General features: G+C 46.4%; 16 protein-coding genes. All 16 read right to left on the reverse strand.

Annotated features, from left to right (window positions below):
- Positions 1-22: 22 nt before the first annotated feature.
- The 16 genes from BLW49_RS01450 to BLW49_RS01525 all read right to left on the reverse strand — a co-directional run bounded on the left by BLW49_RS01450 (position 23) and on the right by BLW49_RS01525 (position 22,818).
- Positions 23-1,648, reverse strand: a complete 1,626-nt coding sequence (locus BLW49_RS01450) for a glycoside hydrolase family 9 protein (protein ID WP_090722834.1) — start codon at positions 1,646-1,648, stop codon at positions 23-25.
- Between the two features lie 121 nt (positions 1,649-1,769).
- A complete protein-coding gene (locus BLW49_RS01455; RefSeq protein ID WP_090722838.1) occupies positions 1,770-4,337 on the reverse strand; it encodes a beta-mannosidase in 2,568 nt (855 codons plus the stop codon).
- Positions 4,338-4,592: 255 nt separating this feature from the next.
- Positions 4,593-5,594 carry a carbohydrate ABC transporter permease gene (locus BLW49_RS01460; RefSeq protein ID WP_076311015.1) on the reverse strand — a complete coding sequence of 334 codons (1,002 nt, stop codon included), beginning with the start codon at positions 5,592-5,594 and terminating at the stop codon, positions 4,593-4,595.
- A 28-nt stretch (positions 5,595-5,622) separates the two neighbouring features.
- Positions 5,623-6,522 carry a carbohydrate ABC transporter permease gene (locus BLW49_RS01465; RefSeq protein ID WP_090722841.1) on the reverse strand — a complete coding sequence of 300 codons (900 nt, stop codon included), beginning with the start codon at positions 6,520-6,522 and terminating at the stop codon, positions 5,623-5,625.
- Positions 6,519-9,092 (reverse strand): DUF5696 domain-containing protein, encoded by a 2,574-nt coding sequence (locus tag BLW49_RS01470; RefSeq protein ID WP_090722843.1) that lies wholly within the window; start codon positions 9,090-9,092, stop codon positions 6,519-6,521. The genes BLW49_RS01465 and BLW49_RS01470 overlap by 4 nt, the downstream gene beginning before the upstream one ends.
- A gap of 15 nt (positions 9,093-9,107) precedes the next feature.
- Positions 9,108-9,728, reverse strand: a complete 621-nt coding sequence (locus BLW49_RS01475; protein ID WP_076311018.1) for a Yip1 family protein — start codon at positions 9,726-9,728, stop codon at positions 9,108-9,110.
- Positions 9,709-11,190, reverse strand: coding sequence for an NHL repeat-containing protein (locus BLW49_RS01480; protein WP_090722845.1), 1,482 nt, complete (start codon positions 11,188-11,190; stop codon positions 9,709-9,711). Before BLW49_RS01480 ends, BLW49_RS01475 begins: the two co-directional genes overlap by 20 nt.
- A 13-nt stretch (positions 11,191-11,203) precedes the next feature.
- Positions 11,204-12,082: a carbohydrate ABC transporter permease gene (locus BLW49_RS01485; protein WP_076312497.1), complete on the reverse strand. Its 879-nt coding sequence runs from the start codon at positions 12,080-12,082 to the stop codon at positions 11,204-11,206.
- 5 nt (positions 12,083-12,087) lie between these two features.
- A complete protein-coding gene (locus tag BLW49_RS01490; RefSeq protein WP_090722847.1) occupies positions 12,088-13,056 on the reverse strand; it encodes a carbohydrate ABC transporter permease in 969 nt (322 codons plus the stop codon).
- 17 nt (positions 13,057-13,073) lie between these two features.
- A complete protein-coding gene (locus tag BLW49_RS01495; RefSeq protein ID WP_256209535.1) occupies positions 13,074-16,019 on the reverse strand; it encodes an extracellular solute-binding protein in 2,946 nt (981 codons plus the stop codon).
- Between the two features lie 128 nt (positions 16,020-16,147).
- Positions 16,148-17,575 carry an ABC transporter substrate-binding protein gene (locus tag BLW49_RS01500; protein ID WP_090722850.1) on the reverse strand — a complete coding sequence of 476 codons (1,428 nt, stop codon included), beginning with the start codon at positions 17,573-17,575 and terminating at the stop codon, positions 16,148-16,150.
- A gap of 372 nt (positions 17,576-17,947) precedes the next feature.
- Complete coding sequence (locus tag BLW49_RS01505; protein ID WP_090722852.1) at positions 17,948-19,018, reverse strand: LacI family DNA-binding transcriptional regulator; 1,071 nt, start codon at positions 19,016-19,018, stop codon at positions 17,948-17,950.
- 196 nt (positions 19,019-19,214) lie between these two features.
- Complete coding sequence (locus tag BLW49_RS01510; protein ID WP_090722854.1) at positions 19,215-20,255, reverse strand: LacI family DNA-binding transcriptional regulator; 1,041 nt, start codon at positions 20,253-20,255, stop codon at positions 19,215-19,217.
- Between the two features lie 67 nt (positions 20,256-20,322).
- Positions 20,323-21,048: a GntR family transcriptional regulator gene (locus BLW49_RS01515; RefSeq protein ID WP_371264506.1), complete on the reverse strand. Its 726-nt coding sequence runs from the start codon at positions 21,046-21,048 to the stop codon at positions 20,323-20,325.
- The gene (locus BLW49_RS01520; RefSeq protein WP_371264507.1) at positions 21,048-22,070 is read right to left on the reverse strand and encodes a sugar kinase; all 1,023 of its coding nucleotides are present in this window, start codon (positions 22,068-22,070) and stop codon (positions 21,048-21,050) included. The genes BLW49_RS01515 and BLW49_RS01520 overlap by 1 nt, the downstream gene beginning before the upstream one ends.
- Positions 22,057-22,818: a 2-dehydro-3-deoxy-phosphogluconate aldolase gene (locus BLW49_RS01525; RefSeq protein WP_090722860.1), complete on the reverse strand. Its 762-nt coding sequence runs from the start codon at positions 22,816-22,818 to the stop codon at positions 22,057-22,059. The genes BLW49_RS01520 and BLW49_RS01525 overlap by 14 nt, the downstream gene beginning before the upstream one ends.
- Positions 22,819-22,821 lie beyond the last annotated feature (3 nt).

The following is a 22,821-nucleotide window of genomic DNA, read 5'->3' on the forward strand; positions in this document are numbered from 1 at the left end:
GCTCCTTCGTTTACAAATGAACTTAAGCGGAGTTCCAGTGTGAGAAGACAAATACAGCTGGTGAGTTCCAGTAAATCGTGATTTCGTTCCCCGCATAACTATCCTCATCGTCGATATAGCAAGCAGCAGCAGGCTTGCCTTGAAGATGAGCTCTCATGCATTCATCGTTCAAATGTTTGTTTGGTCCACCAGCCAGCATGCCTGGTACGGGTAACTCTACACTATCACCTACGGATGGCCGATGATGAGGATGCATAACGGAATGCTCTCCATACCCGGTTACATAAGACAGATCAAGTACATTAAGGCCTAATATATAATGCACATGACCAAGTGCAGCCTGTTCATACTCCACATTTCCACATAATTTATGAGCCAAGAGAAGTAGCATCGCTCTGTTCATGACAACCATATTACTCCCCCAGATATAATCGTCTTCCAAAAGGGAGATACCATAGCCATCTTGCTTCGCGATCTCCAGCAAGCGATCTGCTTCATTCATGAGATGGCCCTTGAGGTCAGCGTAGAGAGCAGTATCTTTCTCTTGCTCATCTGCCAGCAAATAGCGAACGGTTCCATAACCGCCCATATCAGCCCAGCCCAATTCACATTTAGGGAAATCCCCCTGCACGTACCCTTTGATCGCATCATGGTATACCGATTCACCGGTTGAAAAATACAGCTCGGTCGCAGCCCAATACCGCTCATCGAGATCACACCCATCCCCATATTCACCCGTGTAAATATCCGGGGGATTTTTAAAACCTGGCTCATCCGGATGTGCCTCAAGCCAAGTCCAGGAACGTTTGGCTGATGTGAGACATCTGCCAGCAAACTCAGCATCGTAGGTATCGTATATTCTTGCAGCCACAGCCATCACTGCACAGCTAGCCGCTGTTGCCGTTGCAGATATAGGAGCAAATACAAGCTCGTCCTCATCCTCCTCCGGCATGACATCAAGCCCGGGAAATTGCTTGGTTGTCAGCTTGTGATAGGACCCGCCGGTGACCGTATCCTGCATCTTAAGCAAGAACTCCAGCTCTACCTTGCATTCATGCAGCACATCAGGCAACACACCATCCGATTCGGGCAGAGGTACCGAATAATCAAAGGCTTTCGGATACAATTCCCAGCTAAGCATCAGATCGGCCAGTGCTTTTGCACCAGCTACAACATATTTCCCGTAATCGCCTGCATCGTGCCAGCCTCCATTGCCGTCAAGCCGCTGATCCGGATTCGTATGAACATAGCCCGGAGAAGTATGACATGCCTTATGCTTCCACACTCCCGCATACTCCTCGTCCAAGTCTTCTCCACAGCGCAAATAATAGAAGGCCTTCAATAGTCCGGCATGAACCTCGTCATAAGGCTGTTCGGATATCATAAATGGAGCAGATTCATTCCCTTCCTCATCTTCAATCCTGTATTGTCCAGGCTCTTCAAATGATGAAAAATCACCCTGAAATAAATGATCACCAGAGCATAGATCCTCCACTCCATCCTGTGCCTGAGCAGAATAAACAATCTCAGAAGTCGCTATATCCCTGATGTGGAAGGTAGAACTGCTTCCTCTTAATATCACGAGCTTGTTCCCCCTCAAGGGGTAGCCGATCTGATTGACAAGAATTTTACGATTCGAATTACGCACTTTTCGCCCTCCTGATCTTTTATTCGATAGAAGAAGCCATCCCTATGCATGATACTTACATGTCTTTAGGAATGGCCTTCATTGAATAACACAAATGGACTGCAATTGAATTATTGATTGTTTATTTGTTCAATAAATGAGTGGCTTTAATGAAATCTGACATGGAGCGAACGACCACTTTACCTGGTGATGCCGCTGCAAAAGCTTGTTCTCCATAAGTACGGGAAGCAAACGATACTTCTTTTACTTCACCTGGGAGCAAGTCGAAGAAATTGTCACTGAATACACCTTCAACTTCACTATCCAGCCATACCTGCTTCGCCAGCATATTGGATTCCAAGACAAAGCGAGTTCCATCTGGGCCTTCGACTTCAGTTATCTTCACTTCAGCAGCGCCCAGCTTCAGATCCTTGAATGGAACAAAATAGTGACGCTGCACATCAACGACTTGACCGTTAACCAAGAGTTCAGCAACGGCCGTTGTACGTTCCGGATCATGACCTTGAAGCAGCTCGGCAAGTGAGAGAGACAGAACGAGATTCGTCGCATTCCCCGGATTACTTACCGCATGTGTCTCGGTATGATGAACCGTACCGTCAAAATCGACAACTCGGATTTGCAGTTCACCTTCTAATGGACTAAGCAGATCAGACAGCAAGTAGAAGTCAACTTGGTTATCCTTGGTTCCGTCAATGGAGATCATTTCGTCGGCAAAGCTGCGTTTAGCGTAATATTGCAGCGCCTTCCAGTTGCCGTAATAGTCCATCCCCGCCCAAGAAGCGACAGGCCATGTATCGTTCATCTGCCAATATAATGTTCCCATAACAAAAGGTCTGTTTCTGCGGTGCGCCTCAATTGCCATCTTCATCGCATCCGCTTGGAGCACCTGACTCATATAGAGGAAGGAAGGAAAATCCTTCGGCTCTGTCATATACATATCCATATATTCTTTGATGAGGCGGTTTCCATCCCCATTCTTCTGATGGGCGCGCATCACTTCGGAAGTCAGCTCAAGATCCGACTCTGTTGCATAACGAAGAACGGATTTGTGCTCAGGGAAGGACTGGAATCCGTATTCACTCATGAAACGGCCCAATTTGATATTGTAATTCTCGAAAGGCTCCGTGTTATGCCATACTCCCCAATAATGGACATCCCCTTCGATCGAGCTGGTAGAAGCATGCTGGTTAATATCATTGGTAACCGAAACAATCGGTGAAGATGGCCAATAATCTGTACCTGGAACGAGTTCTGACAATACTTCAGGAAGCAGTTTATGGAAGACAGCTTCATAATCGGCCCAGATTTTCTCACGCTGCTCGTGTGTATAATCCTTTTTCCAGCCCCATCCCGCATCTTCATTATAGTGGGCCCAAGCTGAGTCAATCTCGTTGTTGCCGCACCAGAGTGCGATACTTGGATGGTTGCGTAAACGCTTGACATTATCGATCGCTTCATGACGAACACTCGTAAGGAATGCTTCATCACCCGGGTACATACTGCAGGCAAACATGAAGTCCTGCCATACCAGGATTCCATATTCGTCACACAGCTCATAGAAGACGTCCTGCTCATAAATACCGCCGCCCCATACACGAAGCATATTCATATTGGAGGCTGCTGCAGATTCAATCTCATGTCTGTATCGCTCACGGGTAACCTCTGTAACGAAGCTGTCGTTAGGAATATGGTTAGCCCCTTTAGCAAACACCGGAACCCCATTCAGCTCAAAATAGAAGGATCTGCCGTATTCATCCTTATCACGGACGAGACGAATGCTGCGCAGCCCCGTTTTTACAGAAGCTTCAGCTAGCGCTGTTCCTGCATCCTGATCCAGCACCTCAGCGGTGAACGTGTACAAGTGGGCTTCCCCAAGACCTCTGGACCACCATAACTTAGGATTCTTGAGATTCAGTGCAATTTCTACTTTCTGAAGTCCTGGTACCAGGGAAACCTTCTCACTCCACTCTCCTTGCTCTGTAGCAATGCGAATGACTCTGTCGCCTGGCTGATCTGCCGTGATCTCTAGAATGGCGGTCAGAGCAGCGGCCTCCTTCGTTACTACCTGCTGGTGAATATACAGGTCTGCTATGCGGACACCCGTCCAGGCTCTCAGCTCAACCTCACGCCATATACCGCTCGTTACAAATCTCGGACCCCAGTCCCAGCCGTAGTGATAAGGCGCTTTTCTAGCAAAGATGCTTACTCTCTTATTGCCGAGCTCTCCTACCTCAGACTGATCATTCGAAGCTGGAAGCGCGTATCCGAGTGCTTCAAGCTTGGGCAAATCCTCGTTGATCGGAGAACGGAAGACAATTCTCAGTTTATTGCCTTCTGATTTGGCGTAAGGCTTAATATCTGCTTCCCACGTGCGGAACATATTGTCTGCGGACAAGACATGCTTATCATTAATGAACACTTCCGCATATGTATCAAGCCCGTTAAATACGAGCTCAATATGCTCCTTCTCCAGCAGTTCATTTGGTATATCAAACAGGGTTTTATATTCCCAGTCTTTTTTATCAATCCATTGAACAAGCTTTTCATTCGTACCATAGAACGGGTCAGGAATCTGGCCATTTCGCAGCAGATCCGTATGAACACATCCCGGAACTACGGCTGGCAGCCATTCTTCTCCTTCACACGATTTAAATGTCCAGTCATTTAGCAGCAGCTTCGATTCATGCATGGTTTAGGAACCCTCCAAATGTGTTATATTCGAATCCATTTCATAATACTATTTGGGATGACTTATAAAATAGATTCATTTCTGAAACCTATTGTCTCATGGAATCGACAACACTTCAATCATTTTGTTATCCTAACAATATATATTTTAGATAACAAAACAAAACATCAGATAAGTTCGGGTTTCCAACATATTAAGTTGTGACTGAAATATTACATGTGCGGCATAAGTGGGTTGTTCTAACGCTTAACGATCTTAACCTACTACACCCGTACGCTCCACACTTTCGACAAAGTAGCGCTGTACGAATAGGTACAAAATAATCAGTGGGGCAATCGCCAGCAGGATCCCTGTATCCACAATCATTGCTACATGGTTTGGATCCGCCTTAATGTCTGTACCCGACAATCCCATCAGCTGAGGAATAATCAGATTGACCTGCGAAGGAAGCGAAGCAACCTTCAAAGACATCAGACTGCTGTCGCTCATGAACAAGGATGGATAGAAGGTATCATTGTACGTCCACACAAATGAGAACAGCATGACAGTAATCATAGGAGGAATGGCGTTTGGAAGCATGATTCGGATAAAGGTCTTGATTCCGCCTGCTCCATCAATCAGGGCCGCCTCCTCGATCTCCTTCGGCAGACCCTTAAAGAACTGACGGAAAATATAGATAAACAACCCCGCCTTTAGTCCGGTCGCAGTAGCCGCTGTGATCATAGAGGGCCAGTACGTATTTAAGAGATTGACTCCTTCTTTACCTGTTAACAAAGTAATCATGCCTAAGATATCAAAGTTTCTAAAATGGAGGTACATCGGTACCATCAGTGTACTGGAAGGTACCAGGATGGTCAGAATCACCGCACCAAACAATATTTTACTCCCCGGGAATTCAAATCTGGCAAAGCCGTAACCGGCAAGAGCCGTGGATAATGTCGTCAGCAGCATGATAACGACCACATAAACCATCGTGCTCCCAAGCAGAGGAAAATAGTTCATTACCTCAGCTGCAAGCTTAATATTATCCAGTGTAAAGTTCACCGGTATCATATAGATCGTCGGATTATATATATCTACTTTATCTTTAAACGCAGTGGATACCTTCATCATAATTGGATAGAGGATGACAAAGGAAATGCCGATTATGAGCAAATAACGAAAGATGTCCCAGAGCACGTTCATCACTTTGTTTTTTGTGCGCTGCATTCGAAATACGACCGCTTCGCTGCGTCCGATTCTTTTGATTTCCTGCATGGAATACCTCACCACCTAACAAGACGGATTAATTGTAATGAACGCGCTTCGATATAAAGAACCCAATTAAGAAGAGCAATAGGCCGACTACGACCGTGTAGATCCATGACATCGACGCGCTCAGCCCAAAATTCTGTGTCTGAAATGCGGTCGTGTAGATCGTTTGAGTAATTGGACTTGTTGTAAAGGAATCGATCACCGTATAAATGACATTCGTCAGAATCAACGGACTGACCATCGGAAACGTAATCTTCCAGAAGGATTCATAGCCTGTTGCGCCTTCAATTTTGGCTACTTCATACATTGAGCTAGGGACAGATTGCAGGGCTGCAAGGAAGATAAGGATCTGTACCCCCGAGCTGCGAATAATATCGTAAATTCGCATTACGGCATCCACAATATACTCGGTGATAACAAGGGGTAACCCCGCCTCATTCAACAATTGGACCATGGACAGTGTATTAAACTGAGAAGAGGCTCCGGCTGTTTCTTCCGCCACTGTTGCATTACCGATTAGGTTAATTAGTCCTGAAGCTTCTGCAGATGCGACTGCACCAGATGCCAGGATAACGGGTAGGAAGAAGATCGCTCTCGCCAGTCCTCTTCCTCTAAACTTTTGATTAAGCAGCACTGCCGAAAACAGGCTGAAAAACAGAATAAGCGGAACATTAACGATCATTTGCAATACAGATTCTGTCAGAATACGGTTGTAGTTTGCATCGATGAGCAGCGCTTCTTTGAAGTTACTCCAGCCAACATACGCCAGCTCATAGCCTTGAGAAACTACCGTCAGCTCACTAAGACTGAACCGAATGGACTGGATCATAGGTGTAAGAAATAGAAAGATAAAGCCAAGCAGCCAGGGCGAAATGAAAATGATGCCAAGAAGTGATCTTTTCTGAGATAAGGTTATACGGCGTGTTCTCATGATGGGTCACCGCCTATTACATAGTCCTGTGCTGGAATGCTGACTCCTCGAGCCACCACAGATTCCGAATTATAATTAACAAGTAGAGAAGTTCCGTTACTGTATTTCACTTCAACGACACCAGGCTGATGGACAATTCGATCCTGCATCTTCTCGGTCCGGAGCGGACCCAGCACCTGATTCACTTCGTCGTACATAGATACGGCATCATCGATCCAGTTGGAATATTCGGCTGAGTACATATAATCATACCGGGTGTATTTCAGCTCTGAAGAAGTGTTCGCTGTCCATAGAAAATGCGGAGCGGAGCCAAGCTCCAGGCTGTGCAGAAGCTGGTGCCTCATATTGGCTGCGGCCGTAAGATTGACCGGATCTCCTGCATAATCGATATACCCGTGAATAACCATCTGATAGAAAGGCACCGATTCATCTGTCAGGTTAAATCTGCTGGAGGATTCCGGTATGTTGACAAGATGCTGAGCATATTGCAATGCATAGGCGTTTCCTCCGCTGATCATCAAATTCGGATATTCTTCTGCTAGCAGGCCGATTTGCTCTTCGACGATCGCTCTCGCCGTATTTCGGAAGATTAGGCTGTTGTTACGATAGTCGGAATGCAGTGTACTTCCCAAATCGCGAAGCGCAAGAGCCGACAATTCCTTCTTGCGGTACTGCTTCATAAATTGAGCGGTTACATCCGGAAGCTTGGCAGGAGACAGCAGATAATATTCATCCTGCAGTAGGGACATTCGATTAAGCGATCTGTCATACGGTGAGAGCTCTGCCGCTTCTTTGGTTATAAAGCGGGAAGCGTCGCTAGCCGATCGAAAACCTTTGCCATTGTCATAGACCTGTTGAAAGGCTACGTCAGGATACAGCTCTCCCCCTGTACGATTCAGCTGCTCCTGCAGTGCATTCAGCTCCCGGTCTTTGCCTAACTCAGAGGTGTTCAATTTGACGGGAAGCTCGTGCTCAAGCCCCGCTCCGAACCAACCCAAGTACTGCATTTGAATATTGGAGATGCTCTGTGCCTGCAATTCTGCAGCAATGCCCTGTGCCTCTTTGAAAGTGGTCATCGGTACGGTTGCATTATAAGGTACACCCAGAAAAGATTGCTGTTTATCAATTGCCCCCACAATATCGACATAGAAAGGGATGTCCTCTTGATCGGATAGAGGCTGAAGAACACCTTGTTCTACCAGCATTGTTTGATAAGCTTGAGCCATTCCAGAGTAGCTTGCACCATCACCCGACAAGAAGCTGTATTTCACACGAATATCACCATTATATTTTTCGCTCGACAGCAGCTGGATTTCTTGAACCTTACTGCCTGTGTACAGCTCCAGCTCATCATCTCCCCGCACAGCATGTCGGCTGAACACGTGATTGAAGGAATTTTGTTTACCACTGATATCGGCTGCGATGCTGGCATTTCCTTCCCCTTCCTCAATGACTGCGAAGAATGCATGATCACCTGATTTCAAGCCAAACACCGGTAGACGGGCGGGTTCAGCAATTTGAGCTCTCGTTCTGCTGTTATCATTCGGATCCTGTCCATAGACGGGCTGAACATACTGCGGCTCTTTTACTTTACCGTTATCAAAATGGATGAGGCTGCCTGAGCCATCAGGCACAAGCATATAGCCATCCTGACCGGAGATTGCAGCCCCGAAGTAGGAGAGCAAATCCAAGGTTTGAATTTGATGCCCTTCACTTTCCTCCAGCTGGGAGAGCGGAACGGTTACCATGAGGGCATCCCCTTCCAGACGGTATTCCACAGGAATGAGAAACTTCGGTTTATCCGCCGACCCTCCGGGTCCACCAATCCCGTTCTCTTCATTGTCGTAAGCTAAATCTTCTGGCGTATATCCTGCCTGCTCGAAGGCTGCCAGCATCTTGCGGAGCACAAGCGGCCGCTCGACCTGCGTATCCGCCCTTTCCACGACCTCAGGATTAGCATCCTGCACCAGATAGCGGGTCTCCACATAGCTTGCGGTCACCTCATCCAGTTTGCTCAGCACTTTTTCCTGCAGCCTTTGTTTACTAATAAATTTGGGAAGCGCATCGATCCCAAGCTCTGCATCCCCAAGGGTATATTCAATACGTACACCGTCCTTAATGCCTTGTAATTCGAACTGTCCATTGGAAATGCTGTACTTGTAATTCGTATAAGTATCTAGAACGCCCAGTGTATTGCGAAATGAGACCGTGACCTGGGAGGCGATGGATTCTTTTTCAAAGGCAGTAGCGATACCATCCTCTTCCATCTCCAGCGGATTACTGTACCAGATTTCTCCTGACCGATGATCCTTCACTGCTATCACTGTTGTATCTTCATTAATGTACAAGCTTAAGCTGTCATTCTTGGCTGCAAGAGCCATTCCAGCTACACCCTCCGTCGAATCCTGAAGCGGTGTGAATTGTTCTGCTCCAGGATCAGGGGATGCTGACACGTAAGCCTCAGGATTTATCCCAGATAATCTTCCACTAAGCACGATGAAGCAGAAAATACTGACCAGCATGAGCGCGCAAGCCAGCACAGCTGTATATTTCCATTTACGAGATGACACCAGACTTACGCCTCCTTAAGATCGGAATATGAGCTCACGGTAAATGTTGGTTACAAATTCAATGATCTGTTGGATCAGACTCATCACGAGCGTGCCCAGAAATACGATAATCGCCATAACGACGATGGTCAGCAGAATCGTTACAATCGTCTTCGTTGCTGTGTATTGATGTACTGTCATGATGCCCACAAACAGCAGGTAGATGAACCAGATGGCCGCTACAGTATTCAGCAAATAATAAAATGCGGTCTCCTCCTGCGTCATAAATCGGCTGATCAAAGTCATGGGCAAGTACACCAAGATCATCGGGATGAGTGCATAAGCGGTGGCGTTAACTATTTCACGAAACTTACCTTCTCCTTCCATAAGTGTCGTAATGGACCAATTAGATACACACCACAGGATAAAAGGAAACACGACGTACTGGAGCTCAGCCAGGCTGTTTAATGTTCTAGGATCGTTGAAGTTGACCAGAAACCCGGCAAATTGACGCTGTATAACCATCGTTATAAACAGAAGAAATAGTATGGTAATCGCAACTCTCAGTTTTCCTTTCCCCTCATATTTAAGATCCCAATACCCTTCAAACGGATGGATGATGAGATGGAGAGGAAACTTAATAAAATCCTGCTTCATGCTGCTCTTTCCTCCTTTTACGCCAGGATTTCGACCATCTGTATCCGGCAAACACGATGACGGCTGTTGTGCCGATCGTTAATATAGTACCGAAATGCTCCTGCAGCACTTCCTTTCGGTACCTTTTAAAGGCCACCGAGTAATTTTTACGATCCATTCCCAGCTTAAAATGCTCCATCGCTTCCTTATTCTCCTTCGCATATAAGAGAGATTTCCCGATTCCGATGTAAGCGATATCATAATTCGCGTTCAATCTCAGCACTTCTCTCCACTTGGCTACTGAAGCCTCATCATCCCCGTTGTAATGCGCGGTGACAGCATCGTTAATGGCACTTCCATAGCTGGTCGGAGAGAAGAGTGTGATGGTTTCTTTGCCTTGGTCGAGGACAACATGCTGATTCCCCAGCTTCTCTATAGCGACTGGTGTACTAAAGGTTCCGACCTGTGTTCCTATTCCGCCGTAAATATATAGCAAATTGCCTTCATGGTCATATGTGAAGATACGCCCTCTGAGTGAATCCAGCACACTATACATGCCGTTTCCCTGATATTTGATATCTACTAATTTGGAGGGTCCTCCATTGACTCCCATGGACCGATATCGGATATCTCCTTTCACATCAAAATACCCATACCTTTTGAGCACATCCTCACCTGAAGGATTCAGACGCTTAATCGGGGTGCTCGAGCCAGGATCAATATTCGTTGCATATACGAAACCTTTCTCCCCCATATCAATATTGGAGAATTCTGTCGGAATGTATAATGCCATTTGATTCTTCTGTGCATCGGTAGCGATGAGACGCCATAAATAGTCAACAAAATTGCGGCGTACCTGTATCGTTCCGACGTAACCAATGAATTCACCCGACTCATCAAACTGCAGAATCCCCTCGTACGCTCCCCGGGATGTGACAAATACCCGTCCGGCATCATCCACCGCCAGCTTTAACGGAACGAAGGAGAAGCTGGCTCCGAGCACCTCGGACTGTGGGTTCTCAATCGTTTTGATCCATTCTCCTTCTGGGGACAAAACAACGATTCGCTTGTTCTCCGTATCTGCAATATATAGGTCTCCTGCTTTATTCACAGTGATGCCACTAGGCATATTAAAGGTCTGCTCCGCTCCGTCCATGCTGTAATTGGAGAAGATTCGATCTACTGTCCAATCCTCATTTAGAACGATAATGCGATGATTCCCTGTATCCGCAATATAGATCTTGCCTTCACTGCTTACAAAGATGTCCTGCGGAGACACGAAGCCTCCAATGCCGAGATCAACTCCCGATATGCTTCTGTCCGGCAGAAATGCATCGGGAGCCGGTACAGCTTCTTCATAATAATTATAGGTATAGCTTTCGTATGGAGCCTTGGCCGCTACCGCTGAAGGAGCGGAACAGAGCAGCGCTGCTGATATTAAGGCAATGCAATATCGCTTCAACCTTCGCTTATAAGCATGCAAGTTCTTATCCCTCCTATTCCTTCATTCCGGAAGTTGCCATGGTTTCAATGATACGGCTCTGAGAAAAGACAAAGATCGTAATCGGAACACTCATCATAATGAGTGCAACAGCTGCACCAACACCGGCTCTCGCTATTCCCCCTTGAATAATATTCGTTGTCGCAGAGGTCAGCGTCTTCAGGTTCTCACTATAGATAAATCCATTACCGTCGGTCCCCCACAGGATCTGAAACAGCAGAATAATAAGTGTGAGCCAAGCGGGCTTCACATTCGGCATAACAACCGACCAGAAGATTCGATACTCACTCGCCCCATCCATCTTCGCGGCTTCGATCAGTGCGTCCGGAATCTGCTCCATGAACTGCTTCATCAGATATAGTCCGAGCGGATAAGAAAAGGCCGGAATGATGACAGCCCAGTACGTGTCCACCCACCCCAGCCAGGACATGATCATATAGGTTGGGATGGCCGTAACTGCAGGGGTGAACATCAACGACAGTACGATCATTTGGAACATGATTTTGTTTCCAGGAAATTGATGCTTGGCAAGTGGGTAAGCAGCAGCGGAAGCCAGCAGAACGTGACCCACGATCCCCATCCCGGTAATAAATACCGTGTTAAAAATGTACCTTGTGAACGGCACCCATGAAGCACCCAGCAAATTGATCAGATCTGCAAAATTATCCATCGTTGGATTTTTGACAAACAACGTCGGCGGAAAAATAAAGATCTCATCCAATGGCTTGAAGGCGGCATTTATGGCATACACCAGCGGCAGCACCATGAAGGCGCCTACAACTCCCAAGACAAGAAACAACGACAAGCTTCCCAGAAAGGAGCGATTGACTCTCTTAACTCTTTTTCTCCGGAATAGGCGATAGGGTATATTCATCATCTTTATTCACCTACTCTACGCAATAATTTTTGGACAATGATGTTGGAGCCAATCATGATAATGAACAATACCGTTGCAATTGCCGATGCAAATCCCATCTCGAAGCGGATCGTGCCAAAATCCATCAAATGAGTCACAATCGTCTCTGCTGCATAATTGACGCTTGGGAATCCCGCTAGCTGAATGGACACATCCGACACGGCAAGTGAAGTTGTAATCTGAATAACGGCACCGAACATCAGCTGGGGCTTCATTGAAGGCAGGGTAATATACCACAGCTCCTGCCATCGATTCTTAATACCGTCAACGGCTCCTGCCTCATATAACGTCTTGTCAACGGTTTGAAGACCCGCAATAAAAGCTAGGAATCCCGTCCCAAGACTAAGCCACAGCTGAACCAAGATAATGATCGGCAGCACATAGGCTTCGGTTTTGAGCCATTGAATAGGCTCGAGCAGTATTCCAATTTCAATGAGCAATCCGTTAATGATCCCATAACGGTCCCCGGAGAAGATCAGCAGCCATATGAAGAAGACATTCCCTGAGATGGAAGGAGCATAGAAGATCAGGGTCATGAAGGCTCGCCATTTTGGACTCAGCTCATTGATGATCCAGGCGAAGATAAAGCATGCAAAATAACTGACTGGTCCTGTAATGGCAGCAAATAGTAGTGTGTTCTTCAAGGCAATCAAGAAAATATCATCTTCAAGGAACAGTCGAGTATAATTCTGCCATCCTACAAACTTTGGCATTTCTAGCATGTTGAAGTACGTAAAGCTGATAATAATGGAGAGAACAACTGGCAATACAGTGAACATCAGGAACAAAATCATATAGGGTGCCATCAGTATATATAAGTGCTTCTTTACTTTTATTTCCTTGATTACTCTGCTAAGTTTGCTGTCTCGAGGCGCCCGTTCGCCCTGTGGAGGGACTGTGCGAGTCTTGTTTTCAATCTGAATATTGGACATACACTTGTATCCCCCCTCTATTCCGTCAGACCAAATTCACTGCGCTTGGCACGAATTTCATCCTGAATATATTGAACGTAATCCATCAGCGCTTCGCGCGGTTCAATCTGTCCATCTACCGTACGATAAAAAGCATTAATGAGATGTCGTCCTGTAAAGTAACCGCCCGGCACTTCCGGAATACCCTCTACCCATTCGAATCCGGCCTGCAGCTGATCAAAATCCTCAACTGGCCATGGCAGCTTCTCAAGTGCATTAATATTCGCTGTCGGATATCTGGCAGCCGCGCCCATTAAGCCTTCCATCTCACGCCCAAATTTGACCTGTGTCTCCTCGCTGGTCCACCATTTCATATACTCCCAAGCCGCTTCTTTATCTTCGGCACCTTCCAGCATAAGTACACCGCTTCCTCCGCTGGCTACAGAACGATTAATAGATCCATTCTCCAGCTCCGTTCCCGGAATTACGGTAAATCCCCACATACCGCGAATTTCTGGCGCAAAGACGGTCAATTGGTTATAGGTCGTGTAATCCGCAATGCCAATCGGCATTTCTCCTGTCCGAAAACGGTTCGCAAAGTCATATTCTCGTTCCAGCTTGTAATCCGTATAGAACTCCGTCCATTGCTTAAAGGCATCAATGCCGATCTGGGAATCGAGGTCCGATTCCTTGCCTCCATCCCGGTAGAATTCTCCTTCCGTCTGGAAGAGCAGCATAGAATATACGGAGTTCGGAGGTACGTTCTCTCCGGGATAGCTTGGCTGTACGACCAGCGGCAGGCCAAAATCCATATGGTTCTTATCCAGCACAGAGAGAAGACTCCATACTTCATCCCACGTCTGAGGTACTTCGAGTCCCAACTCATTCAATACATCCTTACGATAAAACAGCATGTTGAACGTCTGTGTTTCAGGAAGCGCATATACGCCATCCTCATACGTGTATGGAACTAGAGCACTGTCACGGAATCTTGCGGCCACCTCGTCATAATCCGAAAATACAGATATATCTGCAGCTGCATTACGCATCGCATAGTTGACAGGTATGTCATTTCCCATTTGCATGGCGACATCCGGGCCTTGACCGGATAAGGTGGCAGGCAGCAAGGAGCCCATTGGAACCAGCTTCAGATTAACCTGAATTCCTGTCTCTGGAGTGAATGTCTCATCAATCATGGATTTGATCGTATTCGCCTGGTCTCGGCCACTTCCGATCCATACCGTGACCGTTCGCCCCTCCTCTGATTCGCTCGCTACACTCCCGATGGAATCATAATCAATGAAGAAGGAATAGAAGAAGGTTACGATTTCATGCCACATTTCCGCGAACCAGCTGCTTCCCTTATTAGAAATCGTTTGATCTGATGAAGCTATGTAGATAGAATCGATCTCAAGCGGCTGCTCTCTTATTTGCTGGAGCCATGTACCGAGACCGCCAGTATTGGTCTTGTAGGCCTGTAATCGTCTAGGAATCGTATCCGGGTCATCGACCATTTCATCAAGCTGCAATGACATCGTTTTTAATAATGCGTCCTGATCTCCGCTGCCTTGAGACAACGCTCTTAGCTGTGCTCCGACTTGCTTCAATCGTTCGCTCTCCCTGCTGAACACTTCGAGCAGATCAGGAATCCGTTCATCGACTCGGTAATCCCGCACTTCATCAGGGGCCGTACCTGTGATCATCAAAATTTTGCGGTACATGGAGTTCAGTTCGATAAGGCTATCCTCTACCTCGCGTATAAGCGGTGCAAACTCGCCTAGTGTGACCTCCATACGAATGGTGTTCGTGCCAGCCTTCAAATGATACAGATATGGCTCCCTGAATTCATCTTCCATGATTCGCATTTCGTAGCCCTTCTCGTATCGAAAAGGAATTCTGCTCATTTCTTCGAAAGGAATTTCACCATTAATTGTCAGTTTTCTCGTTGAATAGATCCCTCTTACAAAATTCTGCTTGGTGTTAAAGGCGAGTTTATACAATCCTTCCTTCGGAACCTCGACCTCCCATTCAATCCACTGACCTGGGATCCGCCAGTTATACCCGCCGATCGTGTTCACTTTTGACAGCTTCGGACTGTATGGATAGGCCGCCGGGCTGGATCGATCCATCAGCGGATATAGGGTTGGGGAAGATTTCGCTGTGGCGTCCTCTGCCTGCAGCTCAATGAGTACTCCTGCTGGTGAATCCACTCCTTCAGATGTCTTCAAGCTTGCATATTGTTCATACGCGGCCGGCTCCTCATACTTGTGAAGCGTAAGCTCCTTGATGATCACCGGCTCACGTTGCGCAATTAACGATAAGGTATGTGTGCCTTGACTGAAATAAAAAGCAAAAGGCTCCTCATAATAACCGTTAGAATCCTTAAGCATCGTCGTTTGCCAATCCGGTGTCTCATGCTGCTGAGGACGAAGATCATTGCCTCGATTATCCTGTTCTATCTCGGGCTTCAGATTATCCCATACCCGGTCCATTTGAATGAAAGCCGCCTCACGAAATGGAAGCTCCCCATCAATGAGCAGACTTCGTTCGATGGCTGAGCTCTTGCCCTCGATTGGGTAATAAGTGGATGAAATATAGTATAGGCCAGCTGTTTCGACCTTAAATGTCCATTCCAAAGTGCTGTCTTCCCCTGTTTTTATCGATTGTCCTGAGGCTCCCTCTGCATTTGAAACGATTTCTGAGCCCTCCCCCTCAAGAGAGCTTACCTTCGCTGCATCCAATATGATGGATTGGTCAGGGTAAGATGCCTGCTCATACTTTTTAATATATTCGCTGTAAGATTCATCTTTGGTCAGAATCAGATCTTGGGACAACAGGGGGGCTTGCTCCGTAGATTGAAGCATCGAAGCATTCTCATCTGCAGCGACAGTTCCTATGCCAGAAGCAGAGAACATCACACTGGAGCCGACCGCAAATACCAGTATCAATTTTAACCATGTTTGCACACGCATCAGCGGATTCAATTCGCACGCCTCCCTACTACCATAGGCAGCATAATTCATTTCCTTTATAGTAAACTTAATAAAGAGAGGGACAGGGCATTGTGTATCATAAAACCCTGCCCCTCTCCAGCTTCAATGGATAAAACCAATTATTTATTTTGTGCTTCGAGCTTATCGATTGATGCCTGAGCCTGCTGCTTATATTTCTCCGCAGCCGAAGCCACGGAAGCGTTCTCAACAAGAACATCAGCAACGAAGCTGTAATACGGATACTCTGGATAAGCCTCGTCAAGCGATACCAAGCCAGTGCCTGTAATGTTTTCTCTTATAATGCGGATGTCATCTTCGTAGGAGTAGAGGCTTTCTAAGTAGTTCTGGGAAGGATACTCCTCCAGCTGTGGAACATCGTACAATTCCTCGAAGATCTGATATACAAGTGCCGGATCCTTCACACCTTTCGGGATGAAGTAAGCATTCAGAGCCGTATCTCCATAGGTGACTTCAGGATTACCTTGAGGTCCGATCGGATATGGAACAACACCAATTTCAAAATTAATATCGCCGATTTGCCATTGTGCAGCGTGGAACATCGCAATATCGCCGTCCTTGAAAGTGTCTGTTTCTTCCCACAGTGTCTTGTCTCCCGATTTCACTTTGACCACGTTATTGTTGTACAGTGACGCCAGATATTCTATCGCTTCAATCGTACGAGGGTCGGTGAGGCCTTCTGTTGCCTTCGTCTCGTCTCCTTCTGGATCGAGCACTGTATTACCGCCATTTGCCACGATCAGATTGCGTCCGACCTGAGCGGACCAGCCGGAGAAGCCCCAAGTGTCCATTTTTCCATCATTGTTTGTGTCCTTAGTGGCCTGCTTGGCGATCTCAAGCATCTTATCCCAGGTCCATTCGCCTTTCTCGTATAATTCTTGAAGATCAGGGAGTCCAAGTTCTTCGAATAAATCTCTGTTGTAGTGAATTCCTACGCCGCCGTTACTCGGCATGCCGCCGTAGAAACCGTATTGCTCTCCAAGTAATGCTGGCCCGGCATTCGCTAAGCGCTGATCCGTGTTAATGCTGGATTCTGGTGTTGTAAATTCCGAGATTTTGTGAAGCTGGCCTTTCTGAATGGCAGGAAGTGCTGCTTTGTATTCGAGGTAGGTGATATCAGCGAGAGGCTCTCCCGCCAATACGGAGGCTGTGAATTTTTCCATGTATTCTTCATAAGGTATATTAACGAATTCGAACTTGACGTTGTATTTCTCTTCTGTCTTCTTCAGCTGTTCAACCAAAGCCTTGCCTTGTGCATCTGTATCTGTCGGTGTGAGATCCCACCAGGCTGAGAGCTTGATGACCCGTCCGCCTAAATCGGGCACGTCTTCGGCAACTGCTTCTTCCGTATTTTCGGTATCCGTTTCGGCAGCTGGTTCTGTATCATTACCGCCAGAAGCTTCCGTATTCGTTTCAGGAGTCGTCTCTGGAGCAGCCGCTGGTGTGTCTGCCCCCCCTCCAGAACACGCTGCCAAAAAGATGAACGTGAACACCATCAACAAACTTAAAAGCGCTTTCATTTTTCTCATTGAAAAATACCCTCCCCTTTAAATTCATCAAGTTTGCTGTCTGCATGCGCTGTCTGACGTGTCTGCTGTTTCATGCTGTAAATGACCACCACCCGTTATGTTAATGCAATCAATTTACAAAACAACAATAACATCTCATGGTAAAATCAGTCAAACATTTTTTATTTATTTCAATTTTTGTTATGTATATGTTATTTTGTTTAGGGTTATTTTTTAATATTTTATGCTGAATACTATGGATATATGATTTGCTCCTCTGCTATTACAAAACGATGTGCACCCGTTGAAGAAGTAAAAAAAGCCGTTCTAATGGCACACCCATCAGTACAGCTTATTTATCAATTCATTTCAGGATTTAGCATCTTTTCGGGGCTAGTTATTGCTGACTGCTGCATCTGCGGCTCCTCTTGCCGGAATGCACAGCTGATTCCGTATAATCAATTCCGCTGCCAGCTGCTTCTTCTCCATCGGCGCCTCCGGATTGTCAATTCGCCACAGCATTTGATCTACAGCTCGCATGCCAAGCATTTTTTTATTCACATGCACGGTTACAGCAATGCTATGAAGATCATTGATATGATCAAATCCCGTAACCAAGCACTCCTCCGGAGTCTTAATCCCATGCCTGCTGAGCTGTTCAATCAGATCCAGCGCAGTTGCATCATTCATACACACGAACACTTCAGGCAGTGTACCTTGCATGTCTGTTAAAGCCTGCCCTATATCCTCGAAAGTTCCCTTGAGGAGCTTCTCATTCTGATTACATGCAATACCATATTGTTCCAACACAAGTCGAAATACGGTCCAGCGTTCAAAAAAGCTGTAAGCCTCTGTCTTGTTGCCTACAAACTGATAGCTTCTAAATCCCTTTGTTACAAGGAGCTGCATCAATTCTCGCATACTTGTCTGATTATCCGTGAAGATCATATCACAGCCTAACGACGCATCCATATGATCAATCATGACAACCGGAATTTCCAGCTTGTGCAGTTCAAATAAGCTTGCGGACGAGACCGCCCCCACCGTTATTGTACCTCTAATCGCCTCTGGATTAAGGAGAGAGAATAAATGATCATGTGACGGCTCGGTTACCGTCAGGATGTCGAGTCCATATTCATTAAGCTGGGTTGTTACTCCCTCCAGTATGGGTCCCCAGTAGGCTGAGTCATAATTCTGAAATCTAACATTTGGAAAAAGAACGAGAATCGTGCCCCGGTTCCTTGATTCTTTGTTAATCTGGCCAGCGTCTCCTGATCTAGCTGCGGAACTGTCGGAAACAGAGATTGGCATGTGATTGTAATAACCAAGCTGTTCTGCCACATGTACGATTAACTCACGTGTCCGCTCGCTGACACCTGGTTTGCCAGCTAAAGTACGTGAAACCGAGAATTTGGATACACCTGCCTGGTTGGCAATTTGCTGAATGGTAACCTTTTTACGCATGCTATCACCTATGCTTCCGTCTGCAGTATCTACTTCTGCTCTATATTAGCATAATATCGACCTAAACCAAACATTAAATGTTATTCCTATATCATAACAAATCATAACAAAATCTTAATCCAGATAAAAATCTATGAAAAAAAGCATATCTCTCTCAACCAAAAACGGTTAAAGCAGGGATATGCCAAAGATCATCCTATTTTGTTAATGCATAATGGTCTCTATGGATCAGATCAGCCTGTATCAATAGCCTCTCATATGGGGATTCAGGATGAGACAGCCTCCATATCAACTGATCTACCGCTCTCTTGCCAAGAAGAGCTTTGTTTACATCGACGGTTGCCAGTATCGGCTGATCTGTTTCCACATTGTCGAAACCCGTTACCGCACAGCTATCCGGTACAGATCGTCCTAATTTATGTAACTCCTCAATGACAAAACGTGCTGTAATATCATTTACACAGACAAACACTTCTGGTAATTCCTCCGGCGGGATCTCATGGATGGAGTGTATCATGTCTATATCCTCCAGATATCCGAGCAGAGACTCCTTCTGAGGACATTTAATTCCATGCTCGTCCAGCGCCATACGATATGCAGTCCACCGGTCCATAAAGCTAGGTGCTTCTTTAATATTGCCAACAAATTGGAACTTCCGATAGCCTTTGCCGATGAGGCCATTCATCATTTCCCGCATCAGAGTAATATTATCGCTGAATATTGTATCACAGTGAAATACCGGCTCAATATGATCGACCATCACTACAGGAATTTGAAGTCTTTGGAATTCCAGCAGCAACGAGACAGACACGGTTCCCACCGTAATAATCCCTTGTATTGCATCAGGATTCAATAAAGAAAATATCTTCTCTGAAGAAGGCTCGGTCAGCGTCAATATGTCATGACCCATCTCATTTAACCGCGCTGAAATGCCTTCAAATACAGGTCCCCAATAGAGTGAATCCATGTTCTGGTATCGGATGTTAGGAAAAAGCACAACGATCGTTCCGGTTCCTTTACGGTGATCGGTTATATATTGTTCTTTGTGTGATTCACCATTCGCTGGCTTGCCAAGTCCCGCGGTATTCTTGAAGTAACCAAGCTGTCCAGCAGTGCGAATAATCATTTCCCGCGTCGTCTCGCTTACTCCGCTCTTTCCAGTCAACGCTCTGGACACGGCAAACTTGGAAACGCCTGCTGCATCAGCGATTTGCTGCATTGTAACTTTGTTCCGCATTTTTTCACCTGTTTTCTAGTGTAAAGATATAGGTCATCTTATCATAATCCGGAGGAAAAATGCCATGTTAGAGTTGATAATTCACGATATAGGGACTTAACATCGTGTTGTAATATCCGGTACTCCACTCAACAGCACGACCATCTTCCGTATAAGCAAAACGTTGTCGTCTGAGAACAACATCTCCTTCAGACATGCCCAATTCACTGGCGATGCGGGCAGATAAAGGCGCTACCGTGAACTGATCACGGTACTGTTCAGCTACCAGATCATGATCCTCTAACCATTCGTATAAGGAAAATTCATCTCCAACACTCCAGTCCTCTGCCTCGGCAAGACCAAGCGGCAATCTATGCTCATAGTAGATAAAGGGCTGGTCATTTAACAGGTACAAGCGCTCCAGGCACAAGCAGCGATCCCCAAACAGCGTATAAGCTTCGCTGCCCGGACTATTCTGCTCCATATTCTTGCCGACCAGCCGTTTATATATCGTTTCCCCTTGCTCAACCAAGATCTCGGTAAACTGCTTGCCCTTCGATAATTGAGGCGCAACGCTGTTTCGTTGAACCGTTGTCCCTACACCGCTCTGCTTCATCACGTACCCTTCCTGCTGCAGCTCCTTAATTGCATTTCTCACGGTCATTTTGCTTACCGCAAATTCCTGCTCCAGCTGGGGCTCAGAAGGGATCAATGTACCAACCGGATATTGACCATGCACAATTCGATCTCGGATGATCTTTTTCAGCTGCAAATAGAGCGGTCCTTTCTTTCTTGATAAGGACACAAGTATCACTACCTTTCAATATCTGGTGCAAGCTCATGCATTGCTCTTACGATATCCTGCTCGGATAAAGCTGCAGTATCACCCGGCACGGTATGAGCCAGAATGGAAGCAGCTGTAGCGAACTGAACCGCATATTCAGCATCATAGCCATTAATATTACTGTGTATAATACCTGCCGTGTAAGCATCACCTGCACCAACCCGGTCCAGAACAACAGCGTTCATGGGTCTTCCAATCTTCATCATACCATTCTTATACATATATCCGGTAATCATATGATGATGGTCTGGACCTACCTCCCGCTGCGTGCCTGCTATCATTTTTATTGCATATTTGGACGCGATCATAGGAATAAGCTCCTGAAGCTGCTCAGTACGTCCTTCAAAGCTGGACTGATAACCTAGCAGTGAAATGGCATCCCGCTCATTCATCATTACTATATCTGCAAGATACAGCATTTCCTCGTAATACGATTTGGCATGCCTGCGTTCTTCTTCCTCCCACAGTGTGCTCCTGTAATTACAGTCAAACACCACACTTCCGCCTGCCAATTTGACCTGTTCTGCAAGTGACTTCATTTGATATCGTACATTCGCATTCATAGCCAGGCCAATACCGCATAAATGCAAGTAATCTGTATTTTCAGCGATCAGCATCGTGTTATATGCCTCTTTGGCCGTGCTGTTAAAGCTGCTGTTCTTCCGGCTTCCATACGTAACTCTCGTTGGTCTCATGCCATAACCGGTTTCAAGGTAGTAGCTTCCGAGGATGCTGCCCTCTGCACGTACAAAGCGTGTATTTAGATCTAAGGCCCGAAGTGAAGCCGCAGCCGCATCTCCAAGCGAATTGTCAGGGACGGTGGTAACTATGGATGCTTCATGCCCTAAGCGGGCCATAGCTGCAGCGATGTTAACTCCTGTTCCTGTAAAAGCATAAGTCAGAGACCTGGATTGTGACAATGTCTCGTAATTCGGGACGGCGAGCCGCATCATCACTTCTCCAAATGCAGTAATCCGCTTATGTGCCTTCATGGGCATCCACCTCGTACTTCAGAATCTGTGTCAATTCAAGTACGTCTTGGATGTTAGTTAGACCCGTTTCCTTATCAATAATGGAGGAATAAACATGCGGTATCACTTGCGGTACTCCTGCATCTAGAGCAAGCCGTAGGATATCTCTGAAATTGTCCTTGTCGATGCCTCCGGTTGGTTCGAGAGCAAAGTTCGCCCTGGCACAGGCCTTAGCGACCTCTAGGTATTCTTCTTTTGTCTCCAGCCCGTTCATCGGAAAATACTTCAGCGCGTTTCCTCCCATATCGGCCACGAGAGCAATTGCAGCCTCAACGGGCACGATGGCTTTTTGGGTCAGCATAGAACTGGCTGGTCCGGTAGATAGATTCACGAATCCGGGCTTGCCGCATGGGGACACCAGGCTGTTGATCCAGCTCTCCTTACCGTTTAGATTGGCACGCGTCGCTCCAACACCGGTAAACACCTGATTAATATGGGAGCCTGCATAATGAACTGCAATTCTACTCACGACCTCTGACTGTCTTGGATCTCCTGCCCCTAGTCCGATCGAGATGGCATCCGCACAACCCTCGCCATAGCTCTGCATGGCTTCTGCAGCTGACACTGCATCTGAATAATTCTTGGATAATACGCCGATCAGCACATAACCTTCCGTCGCTTCAAAAATGTCCTTTGCATTGCTTACACTTCCGGCCAGTACGTTTAGTGCTGCACGGCCTTTATATAATCGCTCCGCCATTTTGCTCATTTC

The organism is Paenibacillus sp. PDC88 (assembly GCF_900106725.1).
Lineage (GTDB): Bacteria > Bacillota > Bacilli > Paenibacillales > Paenibacillaceae > Paenibacillus > Paenibacillus shunpengii.